This window comes from Butyrivibrio sp. DSM 10294, from assembly GCF_028539135.1.
In the GTDB taxonomy this organism is placed as follows: Bacteria; Bacillota; Clostridia; order Lachnospirales; family Lachnospiraceae; genus Butyrivibrio.
This window is the reverse complement of the sequence record NZ_JANSWL010000039.1, coordinates 36,069-58,573: the sequence shown is the minus strand read 5'-3', so window position 1 is coordinate 58,573 and position 22,505 is coordinate 36,069. Positions and strand designations below refer to the sequence as shown.

The window sequence follows — 22,505 nt, the reverse complement described above, 5'->3', positions numbered from 1 at the left end:
TACACCCGTCTTGCATGTTCTTTTTGTAGACATTCTGTCTATGAGTCTATTCTCTCTGCATGTTCAGTGGATTGTCTTCATAACTGGAAAGGAAATAAATCTGAAATGAGTACGGAAATTAATATGATATTGTCGTCGAATACCCCTATTACCTTTGATGAGGCCAAGAAACTGCCAACCAACACCAGCTACAACGAACTACCGGACTATTTTTCGGTAACGATTCTGTCTTATGATCCCTTTGGCGCAGGTGATATGTATTATGAAGTACGCTCGGTTATAACGACTCACCCGAAGATAGAGTATATGGACGGAATAATGCGCATTTTTCTCTACTGTAAAGGTAAGAATAATCTGTCAGAAAGAAAAGAATATGGAGAAAGACTACAGGAGGTGCTAGAATATATAGTAGATGGGGCTGTGCGAGAGAATCCAAGCCGTATTGTGACACAGATGAATGATATTGTTACCGAAACTAAGGAAAGAGCGGAGGTTACAGAGAGATATATGCAGAAGTGGGATGAACTTGAGCACATAAAGAGGGATCTTCGGAGTGCGATGGCGGATGATGTCAGGCGGGAGGTTATTAAGGAAGTAAGGCAGGAAGTAAGGCAGGAAGTAACGGAGGAAGTGACTGCGAAAGCTTATAAAAAGAGTGCCAAAGAGCTCATTGACTATGGACGTTTACTAGGGGACTCCGAGGAAAACATTCGGAAACGAATTGTTGAAAAATATGATTTTGATGATAAAACCATAGAAGAATTGCTTGTTCGATAATTGTACCTGTTGGTTTGATATGAGAAATTTGTATAGAGGGAGGGTGCCATGGAAGAAGTATATCAGACTGCGGAGAGCATACTGAGATATATAGTTGAGTTTTCGACGTTGCTTCTGGAGTTTGCCGGAATATGTATTCTTGTTTACACCGGCGTAAAAAGTTTTATCCTGTGGATCAAGAAAAATGATGCCATTCGCCTGGAGCTTGCTCAGGGCATAGCACTTGCTCTGGAATTCAAACTTGGAGGAGAGGTCCTTAGAACCGTAGTTGTCCGTGACTGGGCAGAGCTGGGAATCCTCGGAGCCATCATAACTCTCCGGGCTGTTCTTACCTTCCTGATTCATTGGGAAATCAAGAATGAGAAGAAAGCACTGGAACCCGATATCAAAGAATGAAGTTGAGGCTGTTACGATGCTGTAGCAGCCTTTTTTATGCGATTATGGCGGGGACTGTGATAGAATAGCATAGAATATTTGGAAAGAAGGAAAAGAGATGATAGTTTATCATATTAGTCAGACACTGAAAGAAGGGGACGCAATGGTTCGGGACCATCAGAGGTGCATGGAACTTAGCAGGCCCTTTATTCAGGCGTTGGAGTATGACAAATCTTGTTTTTATGGAATGGTGCTGAATGCGAAGTATATGTTCGCGGTGCTTAAAAGGTTTGGATTAAGAGAATGGTCTGATTATGCCAAGTGGGCTACTGAAGGTCTGTTCGAGTATGTCAGACAGACTGAATTTCCTGATTGCATCAGCAGGTTGAACTGTAATTACTTTTATACGGATCTTGCAGACAGTAAAAAACTCTATGAGATGGACTGGGGCGAAGAAACCGAAGAAGAGCGCAGCAAGGTGCATCTGTTTGAGGTTGAAGTCGATGAGAACAGAATCGAAAAGAGAGATATGTCTATCTATGATGAAGCCTATGACACCATGAGCGCCAGACAGGATATGGAAAAGGCCCTTGAATGTGCAAGGAAGTATTATACAGGCGAACATGGAGATGAGCCTATATGGGAATATTTATATGCAGGAGATGCTGTTGCAGGAAGGAATATAACAGAAGTGCTAGGGGAATAAGGTGGTATATGTCAAGAAATTGGGAGTTATGAAGGCAGTTAATGGGATACTTTCCAATGAATATATTCTGAGACAAACATACGCCCCCCTTGACAGCACAAAGAATAATTGCTGCGTCAGATACACCGACGGCGAGGAACTCAGGAACAATCTTGTGCAGATTGTTATTTTATGGATGGAGAATCAACAGTGGTACGCTAATGTGATTGGCAAATGATCGTTGCTTAGGGGTAACACTTGAAAAATGATTAAGAGAATGAAGGAGTGTATACTTTGCTGAGATATAACACTTGTATGCTTTTTGCTATTCATGAGGAGTGTCAATTATAGATAGTGCAACACTTGTAGAAGAATCAGAAAGATATAGGAGTGTTAATTGAGTCCCATATTTCCGGAAATAGCTAAGTTTTGACACTTGAAAAAGCAGTTCTTAGCTGATTGAGTGTTTGATACAGAATAAGGCACAAATATAAGACACTTGAAAAAACATTTGGGAAGCTAAGAAGTGTATGGTAGGAGAAATGGAAATAAAAAATATTAAGCCAGCAAAAGGGATTGTGTGAACGCAGAGCACGAGAGGCAAGTAAGTGTAAGTAGTGGCTTCCAAGGAGGGGACGGCAAATAAAATAGAGCAGATAAATTCATCGATTTCGGTTCTGCAAAGATGAGACCTATGAAGTAGGAGTGCCTTATGCACGAGTACTTAATGTTCAGGGCTCTTCGGAGCGTTTAGAACCGTGAGATGAATTTATCTGCTCTATTTTATTACAACGTCCCCGGTCTTCCGGGAAACCACTAATTACTTGTTCTCGTGCTCAAGTGAAGCTTTGATGAAGCCGGAGAAGAGCGGGTGCGGCCTATTAGGACGAGACTTAAGCTCCGGATGAGCCTGCGTTGCCATATGGAATGAATTGGAGGGCAGCTCGATCATCTCTACAATACGTCCGTCAGGTGACAGTCCGCAGAGCTTCATGCCGTTCTGTACAAGAACAGCGCGGTAATCATTGTTAACCTCGTATCTGTGGCGGTGACGCTCTGTGATATTCTCTGAACCAAAGAGCTCGAAGGCCTTGGACTCCTTATCAAGAACGCAAGGATATGAACCAAGTCTTAAGGTTCCGCCGATATCCTCAACACCGTTCTGATCCGGTAAAAGAGCGATCATTGGATGCTGGGTATTTGGATCAAATTCGATTGAGTGAGCATCTGTGTAGCCCACAACGTCTCTTGCGAATTCTACGATTGCAAGCTGCATTCCAAGGCAAAGGCCAAGGAAAGGAAGATTGTTCTCGCGGGCATATTTGATGGAAGTGATCATACCTTCGATTCCGCGGTCGCCGAAACCACCGGGAACAATGAGACCGTCAACATCGGAGAGAATCTCCGCAACGTTGTCTTCATTAACCTCTTCGGAATCAACCCACTTGATATCAACTGCGGTCTGATTGGAGATACCGCCGTGCTTAAGAGCTTCTACAACTGAGATATAAGCGTCGTGAAGCTGTGTATACTTTCCTACAAGAGCAACTCTTACTTCGTGCTTCAGGGAATACAGAGTGTCAACCATTGCCTTCCAGTCTGTAAGATCGGGCTCAGGACAATCCAGATTCAGGCACTCGCAGGCAACCTGAGCAAGGTGCTCTTTTTCCATTGCAAGAGGAGCTTCATATAAGTATTCAAGATCAAGGTTGTTAAGAACGTGACTGCTGGGAACGTTACAGAAAAGAGCAATCTTGTCCTTGGTATCCTGCTCAAGTTCAATCTCACTTCTGCAGACGATGACATCGGGCTGAAGTCCCATTCCCTGCATGGTCTTAACTGCTGACTGTGTGGGTTTGGTCTTGATCTCCTGTGAGCAGCGAAGGTAAGGAATAAGGGAAACAAGGATAAGCATTGCATTCTCATGTCCTACTTCATGCTGGAACTGACGGATTGCCTCAAGGAAAGGCTGTGACTCAATATCTCCCACGGTTCCACCAACCTCAATGATGGCAATGCGGGTCTCGTCATCGGTAAAGTTTCTGTAGAATTTGCCCTTTATCTCGTTGGTGATGTGAGGGATAACCTGTACGGTGCGTCCGCCGTAGTCGCCGCGACGCTCCTTCTGAAGAACGGACCAGTAAATCTTACCGGTTGTAACGTTAGAGTTTTTATCAAGATTCTCGTCAATAAATCTTTCGTAGTGTCCAAGGTCAAGGTCAGTTTCAGTACCATCTTCGGTCACGAATACTTCTCCGTGCTGAACAGGGTTCATGGTTCCGGGGTCAATGTTGATATAGGGATCAAACTTCTGCATCGTCACCTTGTAGCCTCTTGCCTTAAGAAGTCTTCCAAGGGATGCGGCAGTGATGCCCTTTCCCAATCCGGACACAACTCCACCTGTAACAAAGATATACTTGACAGCCATTTTCTTTTTTCCTCCTGATTATTGACGAGATAATTGTTAATAGAAATAGAAATTATGAATCAAAACAAAGACATATTATATTATTTATGCTTCGGAAAATCTACCGTAAACTGTAAATTTATTAATAAATCTTTTATAATAAAAAGGTGATGTATGGTTGAAATATTTAATTGCACGCGATATAATAGCGTAACTTAAAATATATAGTGAGTAGAAATATATAAGTTTAATGCGTCAAAACCTACGTAGACATCATACCACATAACGTATTATATTATACAGTAGTATTTAGCGAGGAATGGAAAGAAAAAATGGATAATAAAAACAATCAAAGGAACAACAATCCCTTAGGGGACGGTTCAGGATCACCAAGAAGACAGAATCTGATCCTTCTCTTAGTGGCAGCGCTTATCACAATGCTGCTTATGACTTATTTCCTGAGAGCTTTCTCAGAAAATACCAGCAAAGAAATCACCTACTCCAAGTTCATAGAGTATGCGGAAGGCGGTTATGTAGACCATATCGTCATTGAGTCCGACAGGATCAATATCACCATGAAGAGCGTGGAGGAGATCAAGAAGCTCAATAAGGAGAATGGCAAACCTGAGAACTACGCTCTGGATGAGACAGAGCTTGGTGAGAATGCCGAGGAATACGGAAGAATATCCATATGGAATCTCGGAAATGTCAACAGTACTAAGTATACAGGCCGTGCCGAGAGTGACTCAGATCTGACACAGCGAATGATAGAGGCGAAGGTCACCGTCAGCAGCGAAGTTCCCGACAATTCAGGTGTTATCATCAACTTCATCTTATTATATGTAGCACCTATCCTTGTAATGTGGTTCATCCTGTCCATGATCTTCAGAAAGATGGGCAAGGGCGGCGGTCCTTTGAGCGTCGGTAAGAGTAACGCCAAGGTTTATGTGCAGAAAGAGACCGGAGTTACCTTCAAGGATGTAGCAGGTGAGGACGAGGCAAAAGAGTCTCTGGTGGAGGTTGTAGACTTCCTTCATAACCCTGCCAAGTATGCCAAGATCGGCGCCAAGCTTCCTAAGGGAGCACTTCTTGTGGGACCTCCCGGAACAGGTAAGACACTTCTTGCAAAAGCAGTTGCGGGTGAAGCCCATGTACCTTTTTACTCACTGGCAGGCTCTGATTTCATCGAGCTCTATGTCGGTGTAGGTGCCAGCCGTGTAAGAGACCTTTTCAGCGAGGCCAGCAAAAATGCGCCTTGTATCATTTTCATAGACGAGATAGATGCCATCGGAAGAAGCCGTGACAACAAGTACGGCGGCGGAAACGAAGAGCGTGAGCAGACACTTAACCAGCTCCTGTCTGAGATGGATGGCTTCGATTCCTCCAAGGGCGTGCTTATTCTTGGAGCTACCAACAGACCTGAGATCCTTGATAAGGCCCTTCTTCGTCCCGGCCGTTTCGACAGGCGTATCGTCGTTGATAAGCCCGATCTCAAGGGAAGAGAGGACATCCTCAAGGTTCATTCCAAGGATGTTAAGATGGATGAGACCGTTGATCTTAAGGAAATCGCTCTTGCAACAGGCGGAGCCGTTGGTTCAGACCTTGCCAACATGATTAACGAGGCGGCCATCAATGCGGTTAAGGCAGGCAGAGAATATGTTTGCCAGCAGGATCTTATGGAAGCCTTTGAGCAGGTTATCGCAGGTAAAGAGAAGAAGAATTCAATCCTCAGCAAAGAGGAGAGAAAGCTTGTAAGCTATCACGAAGTTGGACATGCCCTTGTAAGCGCAGTCCTTACCAATACAGAACCTGTACAGAAGATCACCATCGTCCCCAGAACCATGGGATCACTTGGATATGTTCTCCATGTGCCTGATGATGAGAAGAACCTCAACACCAAGGACGAGCTCCTTGAGGAGATCAAGGTACTTCTTGGCGGACGTGCAGCGGAGGAGATTATCTTTAACACCGTAACCACAGGTGCTTCCAACGATATCGAGAAGGCAACTTCCATAGCAAGAGCAATGATCACCCAGTATGGTATGAGCGACAGATTCGGTCTCATGCAGCTTGAATCAATCCAGAACAGATACCTGGACGGCAACAGGATCCTTGAGTGCAGTGACGAGACAGCAACACTCATCGATGAAGAGGTTAAGAAGCTCCTTGCAGAGTGCTATGAAGAGTCCAAGAAGGTTGTCAGCGCACACCTCGACACCATGGACAAGATCGCAGCCTTCCTTATTGAAAAAGAGACCATCACAGGCAAGGAATTCATGAAGATCTACCGCGAGGCAGAAGGTCTTACAGAGCCAACCGAAGAGGAGATGGAGGCAGCCAAGAAAAAGAGAATCTACGCAACAAGAGCGGAGTCAGCCCTTGTAGGAGCCAATGTTCCTGACAAGCGTGAGAAGAAGGCTGAGGAAGAGAAGAAAGCCGAAGAGGAAAAGGCAGAGGAAGAGCAGGAAGCTACTTCCGAGCAGACATCTCAGGCTCCCTATGAGAGTTCCACAGGCATAGATTATAACGAAGGAATCTTTGCCGATAGCAAGGATAATACTGATGATTCAGATAAGCCTGAGCAGACCGGCGGCGGAAGATTTTCCCATGCTCCCGAGGACTTCGATAAGAAGTAATATCTGATAATATGTAAAGGAAAAAACGCAAACTCCTGACGATTATTTCAGCGGGAGCTTGCGTTTTTAGATATAATAGCATTATGAGTGAATTTGATGTAAAAGAAGAACTGAAAAAGCTCCCCAATGAGCCGGGGGTCTACATCATGCGTGATGAGAACGACACCATCATGTATGTGGGTAAGGCTGTTAATCTGCACAACCGCGTCAGGTCTTATTTTCGTGCCAACATCGGCCGCGGACCGCAGATAGACCAGATGGTAAGGCAGATAGCACGCTTTGAATATATCGTAACCGACTCGGAGCTGGAGGCGCTGGTACTTGAGAACAACCTTATCAAGGAACACTGCCCTCGCTATAACACTCTTTTAAAAGATGACAAGACCTATCCCTATATCAAGGTTACCGTATCGGAGGAGTATCCAAGAGTCCTTTTTTCCCGACTTATGAAAAAAGACAAATCCAGATATTTCGGGCCCTTCACCAGCGCAGCTGCGGTAAAGGATACCATTGATCTCATAAATAAGATATACGGTCTTAGGACCTGTAACAGAGTCCTTCCACGGGACATCGGCCTGGACAGGCCTTGCCTGAACTATCACATGAAGCAGTGCTGCGGCCCCTGTACCGGGAATGTCTCCAGGGAAGAATACAGAGAGCGCATAGACAAGGCCCTTGATTTCCTCAGCGGCAATTATGCGGTAATAATAAAAGACTTGGAACAGAAGATGGAGGCAGCGTCGGAGGAGCTTGATTTTGAATCTGCCGCCAAGTACAGAGATCTTCTAAACAGCGTCAAAGTCGTGGCCCAGAAGCAGAAGATGACTGATTCTTCCATGGAGGACAAGGATATTGTGGCCATTGCTTCGGACGAGAAGGATGCGGTGGTTCAGGTATTTTTTGTACGAGACGGAAGGCTGATCGGGCGAGAACATTTTTACATGACACATGTGTCTGAGAATCCTCAGGCAGAGATCCTGCTCAATTTCGTCAAGCAGTTTTACGCAGGGACGCCCTTTATTCCGAGACAGCTCATGCTCCCCGAGCCCATCGAGGACATGGAGATAATAGAGAAGTGGCTTACTCAGCGCAAAGGAAGCCGAGTGTACATCACCGTTCCCGAGAGGGGGGAGAAGGAGAAACTTATGGAGCTGGCGGCCCAGAACGCCATGCTGGTTCTTTCCAAGGACAAGGAGAGGATCAAGCGTGAGGAGGGCAGGACCATCGGAGCGGTAAAAGAGATTGAGAATCTCCTGGGCATCAAGGGCCTTAACCGAATGGAGGCCTACGATATCTCCAATATAAGCGGCTTTGCCAACGTCGGATCCATGGTGGTCTATGAGAAGGGCAAGCCCAAAAAGAGCGACTACAGAAAGTTCAGGATCAAGTCCGTGGCAGGACCTGATGACTACGCCTGCATGCATGAGGTTCTGACAAGAAGGCTTCTTCATGGAATAGAAGAGCGCCATGACATGGAGGTTCGTGACATAGATGCGCAGTATGGCAGCTTTACCAAGTTTCCTGATCTGATCCTGATGGACGGTGGAAGAGGTCAGGTCAATATCTGCCTGCAGGTTCTGGAGGAGCTTGGAATTAACATTCCGGTCTGCGGAATGGTCAAGGATGATAATCACAGGACCAGGGGACTGTATTTCAACAATGTGGAGCTTCCCATAGATACCAGGTCAGAGGGGTTCAAGCTCATAACCAGGATTCAGGATGAGGCCCACAGATTTGCCATTGAATATCACAGGTCACTTAGAAGCAAGGCTCAGGTTAAGAGCTCATTGGATGATATACCTGGAGTCGGTCCTGCAAGGCGCAAGGCGCTGATGCGGCATTTTAAATCTATTGAAGATATTAAGAATGCTTCCTTTGAGGAACTTGCCAAGGTTCCTGATATTAATGAGAAGGTCGCAAGGCAGATTTTTGACTATTTTAATCCCACTGAACAATAGTCCTTTGTGGCGGCAGTATTTATTTGAAGTGCAGTAATAACTATGGTATCATTTAGCTGTTTGAAGACATTTTTATCTAATGAAGAGGGGGATAATAATGGCAAGCGTAAGTCTTAAAACTATTATTGAAAAAATGAAGCTTGAAAACCTGACACCTGAGCTCGACATCAAGAAGATCAGGATCTCACAGCCGGATATCAACAGACCGGCCCTTCAGCTGGCAGGATATTTTGAGCACTTTGAAGCCACGAGACTTCAGGTAATCGGCTTTGTTGAGTATACCTACATGGAATCTTTTCCTCAGGAAAAGAAGGAAGAGATGTACAGGGAATTTCTTTCCTTTGATATTCCCGGTGTTGTTTTCTGCAGAGAACTGACTCCTGATCCTTTGTTCCTTAAGATAGCGACTCAGGAAAAAGTTCCCGTTCTTATTACCAAGAAATCCACTTCCGCATTTATGGCGGAGATAATCAGATGGCTTAACGTCAAACTGGCTCCATGCATTTCAATCCACGGAGTTCTGGTTGATATCTTCGGTGTTGGCGTTCTTATCACTGGTGAGAGCGGAATCGGTAAGTCCGAGACAGCCATAGAGCTTATCAAGAGAGGACATCGTCTTGTATCGGACGACGTTGTTGAGCTCAGGCGTGTCAGCGAGGAGACACTTATCGGTACAGCTCCTGATATAACCAAGCATTTCATCGAGATGCGAGGCGTTGGTATCATCGACGTTAAGACTCTCTACGGTGTATCAAGTGTAAGAGAGACCCAGACCATTGACCTTGTTATCAAGCTTGAGGACTGGGACAAGGATAAGGAATATGACAGACTTGGTCTGGAGGAGGAGTATACCGAGTATCTTGGCAACAAGGTGGTATGCCACAGAATTCCCATCAGACCCGGACGTAACCTGGCGGTTATCTGCGAATCAGCAGCCGTTAACCACAGACAGAAAGCCATGGGCTACAACGCAGCTCAGGAGCTCTACAACCGCGTTCAGAATTCCCTTGCGCGTCGTCGCAGTGAAGACGATGAAGATGATGAGTGATACAGGGATTCAAGGTCATAACCTTCATGTGCTCGCACAATGAAGCTCATGACCTTGAAGACCGAACATACATGAGGAAGTAGCGCGGTAGTGCGGATTCCGAATGTATGTAGCATGGCGAGAACGAAGTGAAGCCATGCGTTTATCACGGAGTACACTACATCATTCACGGAGTAAATTATAATATTCATACATAGAGGAGACGAAAAAAGATGGCAAGATACGTATTCGGAGCAGACATCGGCGGCACAACCGCCAAGATCGGTCTTCTGACTGAGACCGGTGAGAAGGTAGATTTTTGGGAGGTTCCCACAAGGACCGACAATGGCGGAGAGCTGGTTCTTACTGATGTTGCGGAAGCAATCAGAGGCAAGATTAATGAGAAGAACCTCAACGATTCAGATATCGTAGGTGTAGGTGTCGGTGTTCCGGGTGCGGTTAATGTTGACGGACTGTGCTATCAGGCAGTTAACCTTGGATGGGAGAACAGAGCCGTTGTCAACGAGCTTCACTCCAAGGTTAAGCTTCCCGTTAAGGCCGGTAACGATGCTAACGTTGCTGCTCTCGGAGAGTCCTGGAAGGGCGGCGGACAGGGATATGCCAATATGCTGCTTGTAACACTGGGAACCGGTGTCGGCGGCGGAATCATCAACGAAGGCAAGATCCTTAACGGTGCCAAGGGTTCAGGCGGAGAGATCGGACACATTCATCTTGTGGATGATGAGCCTGATACCTGCGGATGCGGTAACCATGGCTGCTTTGAGCAGTACGCAAGCGCAACAGGAGCTGTAAGAATCGCCAAGAGAGTTCTTGCAGAGACCACAGAGGACAGCGTTCTTCGCGGCGGTTCATTTGAGTGCAAGGATATCTTTGATGCGGCCAAGAAGGGCGATGCAGTAGCAACCATGATCGCTGAGAGATACGGTTATTACCTTGGAAAAGGTATTGCCATCACAGCCAGCGTAGTTAACCCTGAGATCATAGTACTGGGCGGCGGCGTATCCAAGGCAGGAGATATGCTCTTTGACCTTCTTATGCCAAGCTTCAAGAAGTACGTATTCCCGGGCTGTGCAGATGCTAAATTCGCTCTTGCCAAGCTTGGAAATGATGCAGGCGTATACGGCGCAGCTAAGATGCTCCTGTACTAATGCTATTTTGTTAACTGGATGGAGAACAATCTTTTGAAGGAAGAATTACTTACATCCCTTAGAGGGATACTTTCGGAAGAAAATATATTAATAGATGAACCCATGAGCAGGCACACCACGTTTAGAACCGGTGGGCCTGCAAGCTTATTTATAAGGCCGTCTTCACGGGACGAACTTATACGGTCCATGACGATTATTAAGGAGAGCAATAGTCCTTTTTTCATCTTGGGGAATGGCAGTAATCTCCTTGTTTCCGACAAGGGATATGACGGAGTGATCGTATCTGTCTCCGGTCTTAAGGGGCTGGAAACCTTGGGTGAGAACAAGATTGTCGCCGAGGCAGGCTGCCTTAATTCACAGATAGCGGCGGTTGCCAGAGAGCATTCCATGACAGGCTTTGAATTTGCGGCAGGAATTCCCGGAACCATAGGTGGCGCCATGATCATGAACGCGGGAGCCTACGGCGGAGAGATGAAGATGATAACAGAGAGTGTTACACTTCTTTCTCCGGAGGGAGATATCGTGACCTATGACAACGAGGCCATGGAGTTCGGATACAGAACCAGCTCTATTAAGAATAAGGGCTACGTTGTTCTTGAAGCTACTCTTTCTCTTGAAAAAGGCGACAACGAACAGATTATTGCGACTATGAACGAACTTGCTCTTAAGAGAAAAGAGAAGCAGCCACTGGAGTATCCAAGCGCAGGATCAACCTTCAAGCGTCCCGAGGGCTATTTTGCCGGCAAGCTTATCGAAGATGCGGGACTTAGAGGCTATCAGGTGGGCGGAGCGAGAGTTTCAGACAAGCACTGCGGCTTCGTAGTAAATATGGGAGATGCCACATCTACAGATGTATACAGGCTTATCTGCGATGTTAGAGAGAAGGTTCTGAAGGAATCGGGAGTTACTCTCGAACCGGAAGTTATAATGTTGGGAGACTTTTAATCGTATTTGTTTAATTACAGTCAGAGAGAAAGGATCTTGAGATGAGATTCGTAATTGTTACAGGAATGAGCGGTGGCGGTAAGGCCACAGCTATCCATATGCTTGAAGATGCAGGCTATTACTGCGTTGACAACATTCCGGTATCCCTTATTGAGAAGTTTGCCGATCTTATTACCATGCCGGACAATGAGATCAATAAGGTGGTTCTGGGCATAGATGCCAGAGCCGGACAGAGTTTTGAAGAAGTTCCGGGAATAATCGACTCCCTTAAGCGCAGGGGAATCCCCGTTGAGATTCTTTTCATGGATGCCAGTGACCAGGTGCTTATCAAGCGTTACAAGGAGACTAGGCGTGTACATCCTATGAATGTAAATGATGTTGGCGCCAGAATTGAAGACGGAATTGATAAGGAGAGAGCTGTTCTTTCCGAGGTAAAAAAGCGTGCTGACTACATCATCGATTCCACGCAGCTTCTTACAAGAGAGCTTAAGGAAGAGCTGGACCGAATTTTTGTTAAGAATAAGGCCTACAATTCGCTGATGGTGACAATACTTTCCTTTGGCTTTAAGTACGGAATCCCTGCCGATGCGGATCTGGTTTTTGACGTCAGATTTTTACCTAATCCTTACTATATTGATGAACTGAAACATCAGACCGGCAATGACAAGGGAGTTCAGGACTATGTTAAGAGCTTCCCTGAGTGCGGACAATTCCTGGATAAGCTGGAGGATATGCTGAAATTCCTTATTCCCGGCTACGTTCAGGAGGGCAAGTACCAGCTGGTTGTGGGAATAGGCTGCACCGGCGGACAGCACAGAAGCGTAACCATCGCCAACGAGCTGTTTGACAGGCTTCGGGAGTCCGGAGGCAATATCGGAATCAAGCTTGCTCACAGGGACATCAAGAACAATAAGTAGGAAAAATATATGTCTTTTTCAGCAGAGGTTAAAGAAGAACTTGCTGCCAGGATCGGAGGACCGAGGCACTGTCAGCTGGCTGAGATTGCTGCGATAATTACCTGCGAGGGTTATGTGGAGTCCGACGAAAACGGCGTGGCTGCGCTGTTTTTGCAGGATGAGAATGAGCTGGCAGTCAGAAAGTTCTTTACATTATTAAAAAAAGCATTTAATATAAGAACTAGCTTTTTGGAGAATATCCCTGAAATTAAGGAAGGGGGCAGAGTTTATCGGCCTGTTCTTACTGACAGGCAGGAACTGGACTCAGTCCTTGGGGCCATCAGAATGCTTGACGGCGACCGTAAGGTCAGGGAATTTGACAATGGGGCAAGCCCTATGGTTACCAGGAATTCCTGTTGTAAAAGGGCTTTTTTACGTGATGCCTTTTTGTGTACCGGCTCCATAAGCGATCCAAACAAGGGATATCATCTGGAGTTTGTCTGTAACTATGAGGGACAGGCTAAGGCGCTTCAGCAGATGATCGAGAGTTTTGATATAGAAGCCAGAATAGTTCAGAGGAAGAAATACCATGTCCTTTATGTTAAGGAAGGTGCAGGAATTGTAGATCTTCTGAATATTATGGAGGCTCCCGTCAGTCTCATGAATCTTGAGAATCTTCGTATTGTCAAGGAAATGCGCAACTCCATCAATAGACGTGTCAACTGCGACGTGGCCAATATTGCCAAGACTGTTAATGCCGCCGCCAAGCAGATTGAGGATATCACCTATATCAGAGACCATTACGGATTTAACAAGCTTCCGGACGGACTCAGAGAGATGGCCGAAGTAAGGTTGGAACACCCGGAATCAACTCTTGGAGAACTGGGTGGCTATCTTGATCCGCCGGTGGGTAAATCGGGAGTCAATCACAGGCTCCGCAAGCTCAGCGAACTGGCTGAGAAGATCAGGCTCTGATACAATGTAATGTTTGAAATACCTGCAGTTTATAGCTTACACAGTGTAAGCCCGGCAAGGAGGGGAATTATGATCACAAAATCTATCGAAATCAAGTTACCAAGAGGACTTGAGGCAAGACCTGTTGCAGAGCTCGTTCAGCTCGCATCCAAGTACGAGAGTACAATGCACATCGAGGCTCAGTCTAAAAAAGTTAACGCCAAGAGCATCATGGGAATGATGACACTTAACCTCAACACAGGTGAGGAAGTAACTGTAATAGCTGAGGGAAGCGACGAAGAGACAGCAGTAGCTGATCTTGAGAAGTTTCTTCAGGGAAATGCACAGTGATGACTTTTAGCGATTAGAAAATGGCATGTCGGAAACGACATGCCATAAAATTTGCTCTAAAAAGGGAGGATGCCAGGTAAGCTTCCTTACCTGGCATATTATGAAAAAGTTTTTTATTTGGTATTGTCTTAACTCATCTGACAATATTATATTAACAAGCCTATATGTCCAAAAGATGATTCTGAGTAAACAAGCTTTTAATTAATTGTAAACAAATTATGAACGCGCCCGGAAACCAGTAAATATGCGGGCTGCGTTTTTTTGTTGTTTAAAAAAACATGCCTGTGCCTTATAATTAAGTTTGAAAGTTTCTGTTTTTGAGGTGATATGGTGTTAAAAACGGTAGTTTTTGTTCTGAGAAGTGAATTCATGGACAGTGAGATCATAACTTCCCAGATTGGAGAGACGATTGAATATATTAAAGAAAACAAAGTGGATGCATCTGTGGTATATGCAGATGAGGAGACCAATATCAGTATTCCCGGAGAGCCCGGAGAGATGCTGGTTATCTGCGACAGCGGCAGTATGGCGGAGAAACTAAAAGGCCGCGGATATTATATTACCGGACTGTGGCATGAGTTTAATAAGGATGAGAAGTTTAAGGACCTTAAATACATTTTTTCAGAGCTTACCGAGATAGATTTCGACTCTTTTGTTAAGACCTATCAGAGATACGCAGGGGAGCCCTGGGAGGTTCTTAGGACTGAGAGGTTACTTATCAGAGAGACCACCCTGGAAGATATTGATGAATTCTACAAGATCTACGCGGATCCGGAAATGACCAGGTATATGGAGGGACTTTTCGATGATCCGGCGGATGAGAAGAGATATCAGAAGGACTACATTGAGAAGGTCTACGGCCTTATGGGCTTTGGCGTGTGGACTATCGTAAGGCTTATCGATGGCAGAATCATTGGAAGAGCGGGATATTCCGTAAGGAACGGATTTGAGGACATTGAGCTGGGCTTTTTGATAGGAACGCAGTTTCAGAGGCAGGGCTATGCCTTCGAGGCTTGCAAAGCAATCCTTGACTACGGCCGTGACATTCTTTTGTTCGATAAGGTCCAGACTCTGGTTAAAAAGGAGAATCTGGTGTCCATCCATCTGTGCAACAAGCTGGGGTTTGCAGTCAGCGAGCAGGTAGAGGTGGAGGAGAATATTTACGGACATTCCTACAACGGCAAGAAGGTGGAGCTTAGTCAGTGCAACTATGGCACATATATTAAAATGGTTAAACATTTGACATAAAAAGCATTTCTTTATGGTAATTTTTAGCTTAATACTGTAATATATAGCTGTAGCAATGAGAAGGATTTAAGAATATAGGTACTAAGGGACACTGGAGCCCCTCAGGAGAGAATACCTATCGGAGGAAAAATGACAGCACTTCAAATGTTCAGTTTGGTCGCAGGACTCGTAGGCGGTCTTGCCATGTTTCTTTATGGAATGAATGTTATGAGCGGAGGCCTCACCAAGGCAGCCGGAGGTAAGCTCGAGGCAGTTCTTGCCAAGGTTACGGAGCATCCTATCATAGCCTATCTGTTCGGAGTCGGTGTAACGGCTCTTGTTCAGTCATCATCTGCATCAACCGTAATGGTTGTTGGTCTTGTTAATTCAGGTATCATGACTCTCAAGCAGGCAGTAAGCGTTATCCTTGGTGCCAACCTCGGAACAACCTTTACCGCATGGCTTCTTTCATTAAACGCAATCAGCAGTGACAACTTTTTGATCAATCTGTTAAAGCCCGCATCCTTTACGCCTTTCCTGGCGATAATCGGTATCGGTCTGTATATGTTTGCCAAGAGCGACAAAAAGAAGAATATCGGAACCATTCTTCTTGGCTTCTCGGTTCTTATGTTTGGTATGAGCAGCATGTCCAGCGCTGTTTCACCTCTTAAGGAAGTTGATTCATTTGTGGATTTCCTTACAACTTTTTCCAATCCAATAATCGGATTTCTGGTTGGTATCATCTTTACCATGGTAATTCAGAGTTCTGCCGGAACCATCGGTGTACTGCAGGCTCTCTCATTATCAGTCAGCGTTAAATACAGCATGTCTATTCCCGTGGTTGTGGGCGCAGAGGTAGGAACCTGTATTACAGCGATCCTTTCATCCCTTGGTGCCAACAAGAACGGTAAGAGAACAGCCCTGATGCACCTTTACTTCAATATCATCAAGGCTTCACTCTTTATGATCATCTTCTATACAGTCAATTCCTTTGTACATTTTGCATTCATGGAGGAGCAGAGCGGAATGGTTGGTATCGCCGGAATCCATACGCTCATCAACCTTGTGGCAACGCCTCTTATGCTGCCTTTTGCAGGACTCCTTGTTAAATTGGCTCTTAAGACTATTCCTATCGATGAGAAGGAGAAAAAGGAGCAGGAGGAGAACGAGGCTATTCGTACTCTGGACGAGCGCTTCTTAAAGAACCCGCCCTTTGCTCTTCAGCAGGCAAGACAGGCTGCGGTTGAGATGGCTACTATGTCAAGGGATGCTCTGGTTAAGGCAATCGGCCTTATCAATGAATTTGATTCAGAGATCGCGGATGAGGTTGACTATCTTGAGAGAAAGGTTGACCGCTACGAGGATCAGCTGGGAACTTATCTTATGAAGATTAACTCCCACCACCTTGGTGAGGAGGACAGCCATACACTTTCAGTTCTTTTGCACTGTATCACCGACTATGAGCGAATCAGTGACCACGCCCTCAATATCATGCAGAAGGCCAGGAATATGTCAGACAACAAGAGGAAGTTCTCACCTAAGGCAGAGATAGAGATGGGTGTATTTTCTGCAGCGGTTCAGGAGATTGTGGAGCTGTCACTTAAGAGCTTCGAGAATCTGGATATGGTTGTGGCCAAAGAAATTGAGCCCCTTGAGGAAACCATCGACGGAATACAGAAGGAAGTTAAGCGCCGTCATGTGAGAAGACTTCGCAAAGGCAAATGTACCATCGAGCAGGGATTTGATCTTAGCGACATCGGAACAGATTTTGAGAGGATTGCCGATCACTGCAGCAATATCGCGGTTGGTATCATTGAGGTTAACGACGATGCCTATGATGCCCACGGATACCTTGAAGCGCTGAAGGCTGACAAGCGTGAGGACTTCGACAAGGCAGTTGAATTCTATGAGAGAAAGTACGAATTGCCTGCGGTTAAGTATTGACACAGTTAGACATTGTCATTAAAAGGCTGTGAGACTCTGCGGGGTTCTCACAGCTTTTGAGCGTATTACAAGAATAAATTGGAAGGATTTGTTTATGAATATCAGGAAACTTGGCAGACTGACTACATATATGGAGGCTCAGCAGAAGCTCGGGAGAATCCAGGGCGCAGCTCTTGTTGTGGAACACAAGGGCAAAAGAGTCTATGAGAATCACCTTGAGCCCGACAGGGAGGATAGCATCTACAAGATTTTCAGTATGACTAAGCCCATCACCGCCATGGCAGCCATGATGCTCTATGAGAGAGGTGAGCTGGACCTTATGAGCAAGGTATCCGATTATCTGCCTGCCTTCAAGGATTGCAAGGTTGCTTCTCCGGAGGGAATCAAGAAGGCGGAGAATCCTATTTTGATAAAAGATCTGTTGAACATGACTTCCGGCATTGTGTATCCCGGTGATTTCGGTGAGGCAGAGAGATCTATGGGCAAGGTTGTGAAGGAAGCAACGGCCCAGAGACAGTCGGGAATCCTTAAGAGCAACGTGGATTTCTGCAACAAACTGGCGGAAGGCTATCTTGCCTTCGAGCCGGGAACCGGATTCAGATACGGTTATTCCGCGGATGTTATGGCAGCGGTGATGGAGGTTATCACAGGACAGAAGTATTCCGAGTTTTTGAAAAAGGAGATATTTACTCCTCTTAACATGGAGGATACAGGATTTAAGATTGACGACAGCAAGGCCTTCAGAGCAGCTGTTCTCTACAGAAGAGATAAGACAGGTAAGGCAGTGAGAGCAGAGGATGATGTCAGAAGACGCCTGTCCATGGAGCATCCCACAAGGGAGCCTTTATTTGAGAGCGGCGGCGCAGGGCTGTATTCAACTATCAACGACTATACGCATTTTGCCCAGATGCTACTTAACAAGGGCTCTTATCACGGCAAAGAGCTTATCGGCAAGAAGACCCTTGCCTTTATGACAAGCCCACAGCTCACACCTCTTCAGCAGGATGCGCTGGATCTGGACAGCTGTGTTGGCTATGGATACGGCAACTATTTCAGGATTCTGACGGATCCTTCCGCTGCCTGCTCAAACGGCAGTATTGGCGAATATGGATGGGACGGAATGGCAGGAACCTATTTCTTTGTTGATCCCACCGAGGAGCTGATCGTGATCTATATGCAGCAGATTGAGGGCGGTTGTGATTATAACTTTATCCGCGGAATCAGACAGATTGTGTACGGCGCTTGTTGATTTTTGGGTGACGAGAACGTAGAGAAGTCATGCGATATCGCGGAGTAATGATGGAGAATAGTATGCGATTTGAATATGAGCGATATAAGGAATGAGTAAATACAATGCTGTGCGTGCACAAAGCGTTGTGTTTATGAAATGACTGAACGGACATGAGGAAAAAAGATGCGCGATATTTATGAGCACATCGATTTCCGAGTGGACGTAGCATGACGAGAACGTAGAGGAGTCATGCGATATCGCGGAGTAATGATGGAGAATAGTATGCGATTTGAATACTTAGAAAAGAAGGAGCAGGGCCATTTTATCACCCGCTATGACCTTCACTACAAAACAGAAGACAACATCGACAAAGTCTATGAGATAATCAGCAGAAATCCCAATCTCAAGGGCTTTGAGGATATACATAACAAGAAAGTGGACGCAGTTGTGCTGATCATGCATGACGAGACCGGAGAGAAGATCCTTATCAACAGGGAATTCAGAATGGCTCCCGGTGCCTGGGTCTACAATTTTCCGGCAGGTCTTATCGACCCCGGAGAAGTTCCGGAGGAGAGCGCAAGGCGCGAGCTTAAGGAAGAGACAGGTCTTGACCTTGTGGCTATTGATGACTGGATCGGAGAGAGCTACAGTGCTGTGGGATTTTCCAATGAGAAGAACGTGTGCTGTGTTGGAAGAGCCGCAGGGACTTTTTCCAAGAGCAGCTCTACTCTGGAAGAGATCGAGCCCGGCTGGTATACCAAGGAGCAGGTAAGACAGCTCCTTAAGACAGAACCTTTTGCCGCAAGAACACAGGCTTATTGCTATCTGTGGAGTAGATCATGAGCGAAAGAAATCAAAATATCAGAAACAACGGAATATATAAGAAGCCATCGGAAGGTCAGAACAATGCCTTGAAGAGGGGTATTGTAGGACTTAATATCTGCGAGGAATGCGGCGGCTTCTGCACAGAGAGCGTGCCTCTTATCGAGGGTCTTCCTGTCAACGCCCAGGTGAGCCTTATGGAGCACTCGGTTCATGAGACGCTCAAGAAGAACAGTTATCTCTTCAGAGAAGGTGACCCTGTTGATTCCATCTGTATCATAAGAAAAGGCAGAGTCAAGCTCTGCCGTTATGACTCCCTTGGAAGAGAGCAGATCATTACTATTCTTGCGGACCACGATATCATCTGGGAAGGAATGTTCCTGGATGGCAGTATTTATCCTTATTCTGCAGTGTGCCTTACCAATGCATCCATCTGTCAGATACACAGGGATGATTTCATCAAGGTGGTAAATGACCCTACTGCAGCCATGAATACCATCATTCTTCTCAGTAAAAAACTTCACGATGCCAACGAGAGAAACATGCTACTGTCTACCAAGGATCCCATGGCTAGACTTGCTGGATTCCTCATGTACAGAGTGGACCGAAGCGCCACTGATGACATCGTGCTCAAGCTCGATGATATCGCTGCCAGTGTGAGCCTTAGGACTGAGACGGTCAGTCGTAAGCTCAGGGAGATGGAGAAGATGAATCTTATCACCCGCACAGGCCACGGCAAGATTAAAGTACTGGACCGAGACGCCCTGAGGGAGATATACGTCTCACAGTGATAGAGGACGGACAAGCCGCTTTTCTGTCCCAGAGCACCTTGTCCTGTGCTATGACACCGGTAGAAGATGCGCTTGCAGAGTATAATCTCCCTTTTTCCCGGTCTATAGCAATCATGGATAGAAGGGAGATAGTGTATTATTTGCCGTTTAGAATATTGCGGGCGTTTTCGACGCGGTCGGCGGTGGGGGATTTGACGCCTTCCAGCTGGTAGGGAATGCCTAGGGCTTCAAACTTGTGCTGGCCAAGGGTGTGATAGGGCAATACATCAATTCTTTTTACATTGGAGAGAGTTTCGATGAACGCTCTGGTCTTGTGAAGATACTCGTCGTTGTCGGTAATGCCCGGAACCAGTACGTGTCTGATCCAGATGGGTTTGTCAATCTCTGAGAGGTACTTCATGCCTTCGATGATATTCTCGTTGGGAAGACCTGTGAGCTTAATATGCTCATCTCTGTCGATGTGTTTGATATCAACCAATAACAAATCCGTATATTTCATGAGCTCTTGGAATTTGGAAAAGAAGGGCTCCTCTTTTGTAAAAGGCTGAAGCGCTGTATCTATGCAGGTGTTTATGCCTTTTTCTTTTGCCTTCTTGAAGAATTCCAAAAGAAAATCAATCTGAAGCAGGGGCTCTCCGCCGCTGACAGTGATTCCACCGTCTTCTCCCCAATAGGTTCTGTACCTTTCTGCGAAGTCCAGCAGCTCATCGGCACTTCTCATATCCTCGGAATTGGGATCCCAGGTGTCTGCGTTGTGGCAATACTTGCAGCGAAGCTTGCACCCCTTAAGGAATACAAGAAATCTGATGCCCGGCCCGTCAACGGAACCGAAAGTCTCTATGGAATGGATTGCTCCTTTTATCATAATTATTTCCTCGTCTTTCTGTAACTATACTATCGTGTACTATACCAAACAGAACCGTCCCCATTGGTATAAAAACGTCCCGCTGATGTAGTTTGCCCGATAATCTATGGTAATTATATCAAACTAAAACATTGCGTAGAATCAAAAAGAGCAGATTGCTTTGGCATCATGTAAATAAAAATGCGACAAAACATAAATTTCTTAAGGCTTTCTTAAGATTGCACCAAAGCTGTTTACATGACAGGCAGTTTATGCTACCCTAGTCGTGAGCTCAGTTCTGAGCCTTCAGACACGGCAATGATATTTCAGCCGGACATTTCCAAAAAAGTCATTAATAAGTCATAGGAGAAAATAATGTCACGAAAGCCACGTGCCGCAAGCTATTCCTATTATTTCAAAGCCAAGTACAACCGTGTTGGTCATCTGTTTCAGGATAGGTAAAGGAGCGAGCCGGTGGATGATGGCAGATATTTTTTTACTGTCTTCAGATACATTTTGAATAATCCGCAGAAGGCTGGAATATGCAGCGCATCTAAGTATGGATGGAGTAGTTACTGGGATTACTTTAATCCGCCGGAGTATATGGACTTTAGCTACGTCAAAAAATTTATAGATAACGGGGAACGTTATCGAAAATTCATTGGAACCGAGAATGACGATAGCTGCATGGAGTACGATGAAAAGCATGATGATACCTGGGCCGAAGAAATAGTAAGGGAATATGTGCCTGAAGATAAAAATCAAAAGGGACTAAAATCCATGGACAAGAACGAACGCTTTGATGTGTTGAAAAAAATTCATGGCAGAGGCGTGACACTTAGACAAATTGAACGACTTACCGGTGTTTCCAGGCCAACAATAAAAAAGGCTATAGGGGATAGATAAAGGAAGATACACCTGTGTGGGTGATTTTATACCAATGGGGACGGTTCTGTTTGGTATAGTTTTTCGTGAAAAACTATACCAAACAGAACCGTCCCCATTGGTATAAAATAATCAGACAAAAAGCAATCCAAATAGATAGTTTTTGACAAATAACAAAAATGTATAAATTATAGATTAAATGAACCTATAAAACTCAGACAATTCAAGGCTTTGGGAGGGGCTATATGTAACAATGATGAAAGAATTATTGACCTATGAATAGCAGTTCGATAGAATATGAAATATCCTAAAGAATATACTAAAAATACAGAAAACGGAGGAGAGTTATAATGAAGAAATGGAACACACCTGAACTTGCAGAATTAAACCTTACAGAGACTGCTGGAGGATTCTGGTGCGATGATCACGAGAGTTGCACATGGTATGGGGGCACACATGACCATACTCCTAAAGGCGATAAGGGCCAGGAAGAAAAGGGTACAGAATCAACTCCTGAGGAAGAAGAGTTTACTGATAAGTTATCATAATTCAGTCGTCTTAAATTGGTGTTAAAGAGCTCA

The 22,505-nt window shown here is 45.4% G+C and carries 21 protein-coding genes; 19 read left to right on the top strand and 2 right to left on the bottom strand.

The features are described from left to right. Positions 1-105: 105 nt before the first annotated feature. The 4 genes from NXH67_RS02490 to NXH67_RS02475 all read left to right on the top strand — a co-directional run bounded on the left by NXH67_RS02490 (position 106) and on the right by NXH67_RS02475 (position 2,075). Positions 106-777, top strand: coding sequence for a hypothetical protein (locus tag NXH67_RS02490; RefSeq protein ID WP_272796253.1), 672 nt, complete (start codon positions 106-108; stop codon positions 775-777). A gap of 48 nt (positions 778-825) precedes the next feature. Further along, on the top strand, positions 826-1,173 hold the full coding sequence (locus tag NXH67_RS02485) for a DUF1622 domain-containing protein (RefSeq protein ID WP_272796252.1): 348 nt from the start codon (positions 826-828) through the stop codon (positions 1,171-1,173). A gap of 97 nt (positions 1,174-1,270) precedes the next feature. Then, the gene (locus tag NXH67_RS02480) at positions 1,271-1,858 is read left to right on the top strand and encodes a hypothetical protein (RefSeq protein ID WP_272796250.1); all 588 of its coding nucleotides are present in this window, start codon (positions 1,271-1,273) and stop codon (positions 1,856-1,858) included. A gap of 28 nt (positions 1,859-1,886) precedes the next feature. Then, positions 1,887-2,075, top strand: coding sequence for a hypothetical protein (locus NXH67_RS02475; protein WP_272796249.1), 189 nt, complete (start codon positions 1,887-1,889; stop codon positions 2,073-2,075). Between the two features lie 582 nt (positions 2,076-2,657). On the opposite strand, the gene NXH67_RS02470 is transcribed toward NXH67_RS02475, so the two are convergent. Further along, positions 2,658-4,265, bottom strand: coding sequence for a CTP synthase (locus NXH67_RS02470; protein WP_022777964.1), 1,608 nt, complete (start codon positions 4,263-4,265; stop codon positions 2,658-2,660). Positions 4,266-4,576: 311 nt separating this feature from the next. Here NXH67_RS02470 and ftsH point away from each other — a divergent pair, with 311 nt between their 5' ends. From ftsH to NXH67_RS02405, 13 genes are all read left to right on the top strand, one after another. After that, entirely contained in the window at positions 4,577-6,880 is a 2,304-nt protein-coding gene (gene ftsH, locus NXH67_RS02465; RefSeq protein ID WP_272796248.1) for an ATP-dependent zinc metalloprotease FtsH, read from the top strand. A gap of 83 nt (positions 6,881-6,963) precedes the next feature. Next, positions 6,964-8,838 (top strand): excinuclease ABC subunit UvrC, encoded by a 1,875-nt coding sequence (uvrC, locus tag NXH67_RS02460; RefSeq protein ID WP_022777962.1) that lies wholly within the window; start codon positions 6,964-6,966, stop codon positions 8,836-8,838. 97 nt (positions 8,839-8,935) lie between these two features. Continuing rightward, positions 8,936-9,886, top strand: coding sequence for an HPr(Ser) kinase/phosphatase (gene hprK, locus NXH67_RS02455; protein ID WP_022777961.1), 951 nt, complete (start codon positions 8,936-8,938; stop codon positions 9,884-9,886). Between the two features lie 212 nt (positions 9,887-10,098). Further along, complete coding sequence (locus tag NXH67_RS02450; protein ID WP_272796247.1) at positions 10,099-11,034, top strand: ROK family glucokinase; 936 nt, start codon at positions 10,099-10,101, stop codon at positions 11,032-11,034. A 33-nt stretch (positions 11,035-11,067) separates the two neighbouring features. Next, the gene (gene murB, locus NXH67_RS02445) at positions 11,068-11,979 is read left to right on the top strand and encodes a UDP-N-acetylmuramate dehydrogenase (protein ID WP_442870176.1); all 912 of its coding nucleotides are present in this window, start codon (positions 11,068-11,070) and stop codon (positions 11,977-11,979) included. Positions 11,980-12,020: 41 nt separating this feature from the next. Next, positions 12,021-12,896: an RNase adapter RapZ gene (gene rapZ / locus NXH67_RS02440; RefSeq protein WP_022777958.1), complete on the top strand. Its 876-nt coding sequence runs from the start codon at positions 12,021-12,023 to the stop codon at positions 12,894-12,896. A 9-nt stretch (positions 12,897-12,905) separates the two neighbouring features. Next, positions 12,906-13,850, top strand: coding sequence for a DNA-binding protein WhiA (gene whiA / locus NXH67_RS02435; RefSeq protein ID WP_022777957.1), 945 nt, complete (start codon positions 12,906-12,908; stop codon positions 13,848-13,850). A gap of 69 nt (positions 13,851-13,919) precedes the next feature. Further along, positions 13,920-14,180, top strand: coding sequence for an HPr family phosphocarrier protein (locus NXH67_RS02430; RefSeq protein ID WP_022777956.1), 261 nt, complete (start codon positions 13,920-13,922; stop codon positions 14,178-14,180). A gap of 327 nt (positions 14,181-14,507) precedes the next feature. Continuing rightward, entirely contained in the window at positions 14,508-15,428 is a 921-nt protein-coding gene (locus NXH67_RS02425; protein WP_022777955.1) for a GNAT family N-acetyltransferase, read from the top strand. Positions 15,429-15,557: 129 nt separating this feature from the next. Continuing rightward, positions 15,558-17,351 (top strand): Na/Pi cotransporter family protein, encoded by a 1,794-nt coding sequence (locus NXH67_RS02420; protein ID WP_272796245.1) that lies wholly within the window; start codon positions 15,558-15,560, stop codon positions 17,349-17,351. A gap of 94 nt (positions 17,352-17,445) precedes the next feature. Beyond that, entirely contained in the window at positions 17,446-18,600 is a 1,155-nt protein-coding gene (locus NXH67_RS02415) for a serine hydrolase domain-containing protein (protein WP_022777953.1), read from the top strand. Positions 18,601-18,864: 264 nt separating this feature from the next. Continuing rightward, the gene (locus NXH67_RS02410; protein ID WP_022777952.1) at positions 18,865-19,425 is read left to right on the top strand and encodes an NUDIX hydrolase; all 561 of its coding nucleotides are present in this window, start codon (positions 18,865-18,867) and stop codon (positions 19,423-19,425) included. Continuing rightward, complete coding sequence (locus tag NXH67_RS02405) at positions 19,422-20,195, top strand: Crp/Fnr family transcriptional regulator (RefSeq protein WP_022777951.1); 774 nt, start codon at positions 19,422-19,424, stop codon at positions 20,193-20,195. Before NXH67_RS02410 ends, NXH67_RS02405 begins: the two co-directional genes overlap by 4 nt. 136 nt (positions 20,196-20,331) lie before the next feature. Here NXH67_RS02405 and pflA read toward each other — a convergent pair whose 3' ends face one another. Beyond that, complete coding sequence (gene pflA, locus NXH67_RS02400; RefSeq protein WP_022777950.1) at positions 20,332-21,060, bottom strand: pyruvate formate-lyase-activating protein; 729 nt, start codon at positions 21,058-21,060, stop codon at positions 20,332-20,334. Positions 21,061-21,513: 453 nt separating this feature from the next. Between pflA and NXH67_RS02395 the strand changes: the two genes are divergently transcribed. Together NXH67_RS02395 and NXH67_RS02390 are read left to right on the top strand one after the other, a co-directional pair. Then, the gene (locus NXH67_RS02395; RefSeq protein WP_272796243.1) at positions 21,514-21,945 is read left to right on the top strand and encodes a hypothetical protein; all 432 of its coding nucleotides are present in this window, start codon (positions 21,514-21,516) and stop codon (positions 21,943-21,945) included. A 329-nt stretch (positions 21,946-22,274) separates the two neighbouring features. Then, complete coding sequence (locus NXH67_RS02390; RefSeq protein WP_022777948.1) at positions 22,275-22,472, top strand: hypothetical protein; 198 nt, start codon at positions 22,275-22,277, stop codon at positions 22,470-22,472. Positions 22,473-22,505 lie beyond the last annotated feature (33 nt).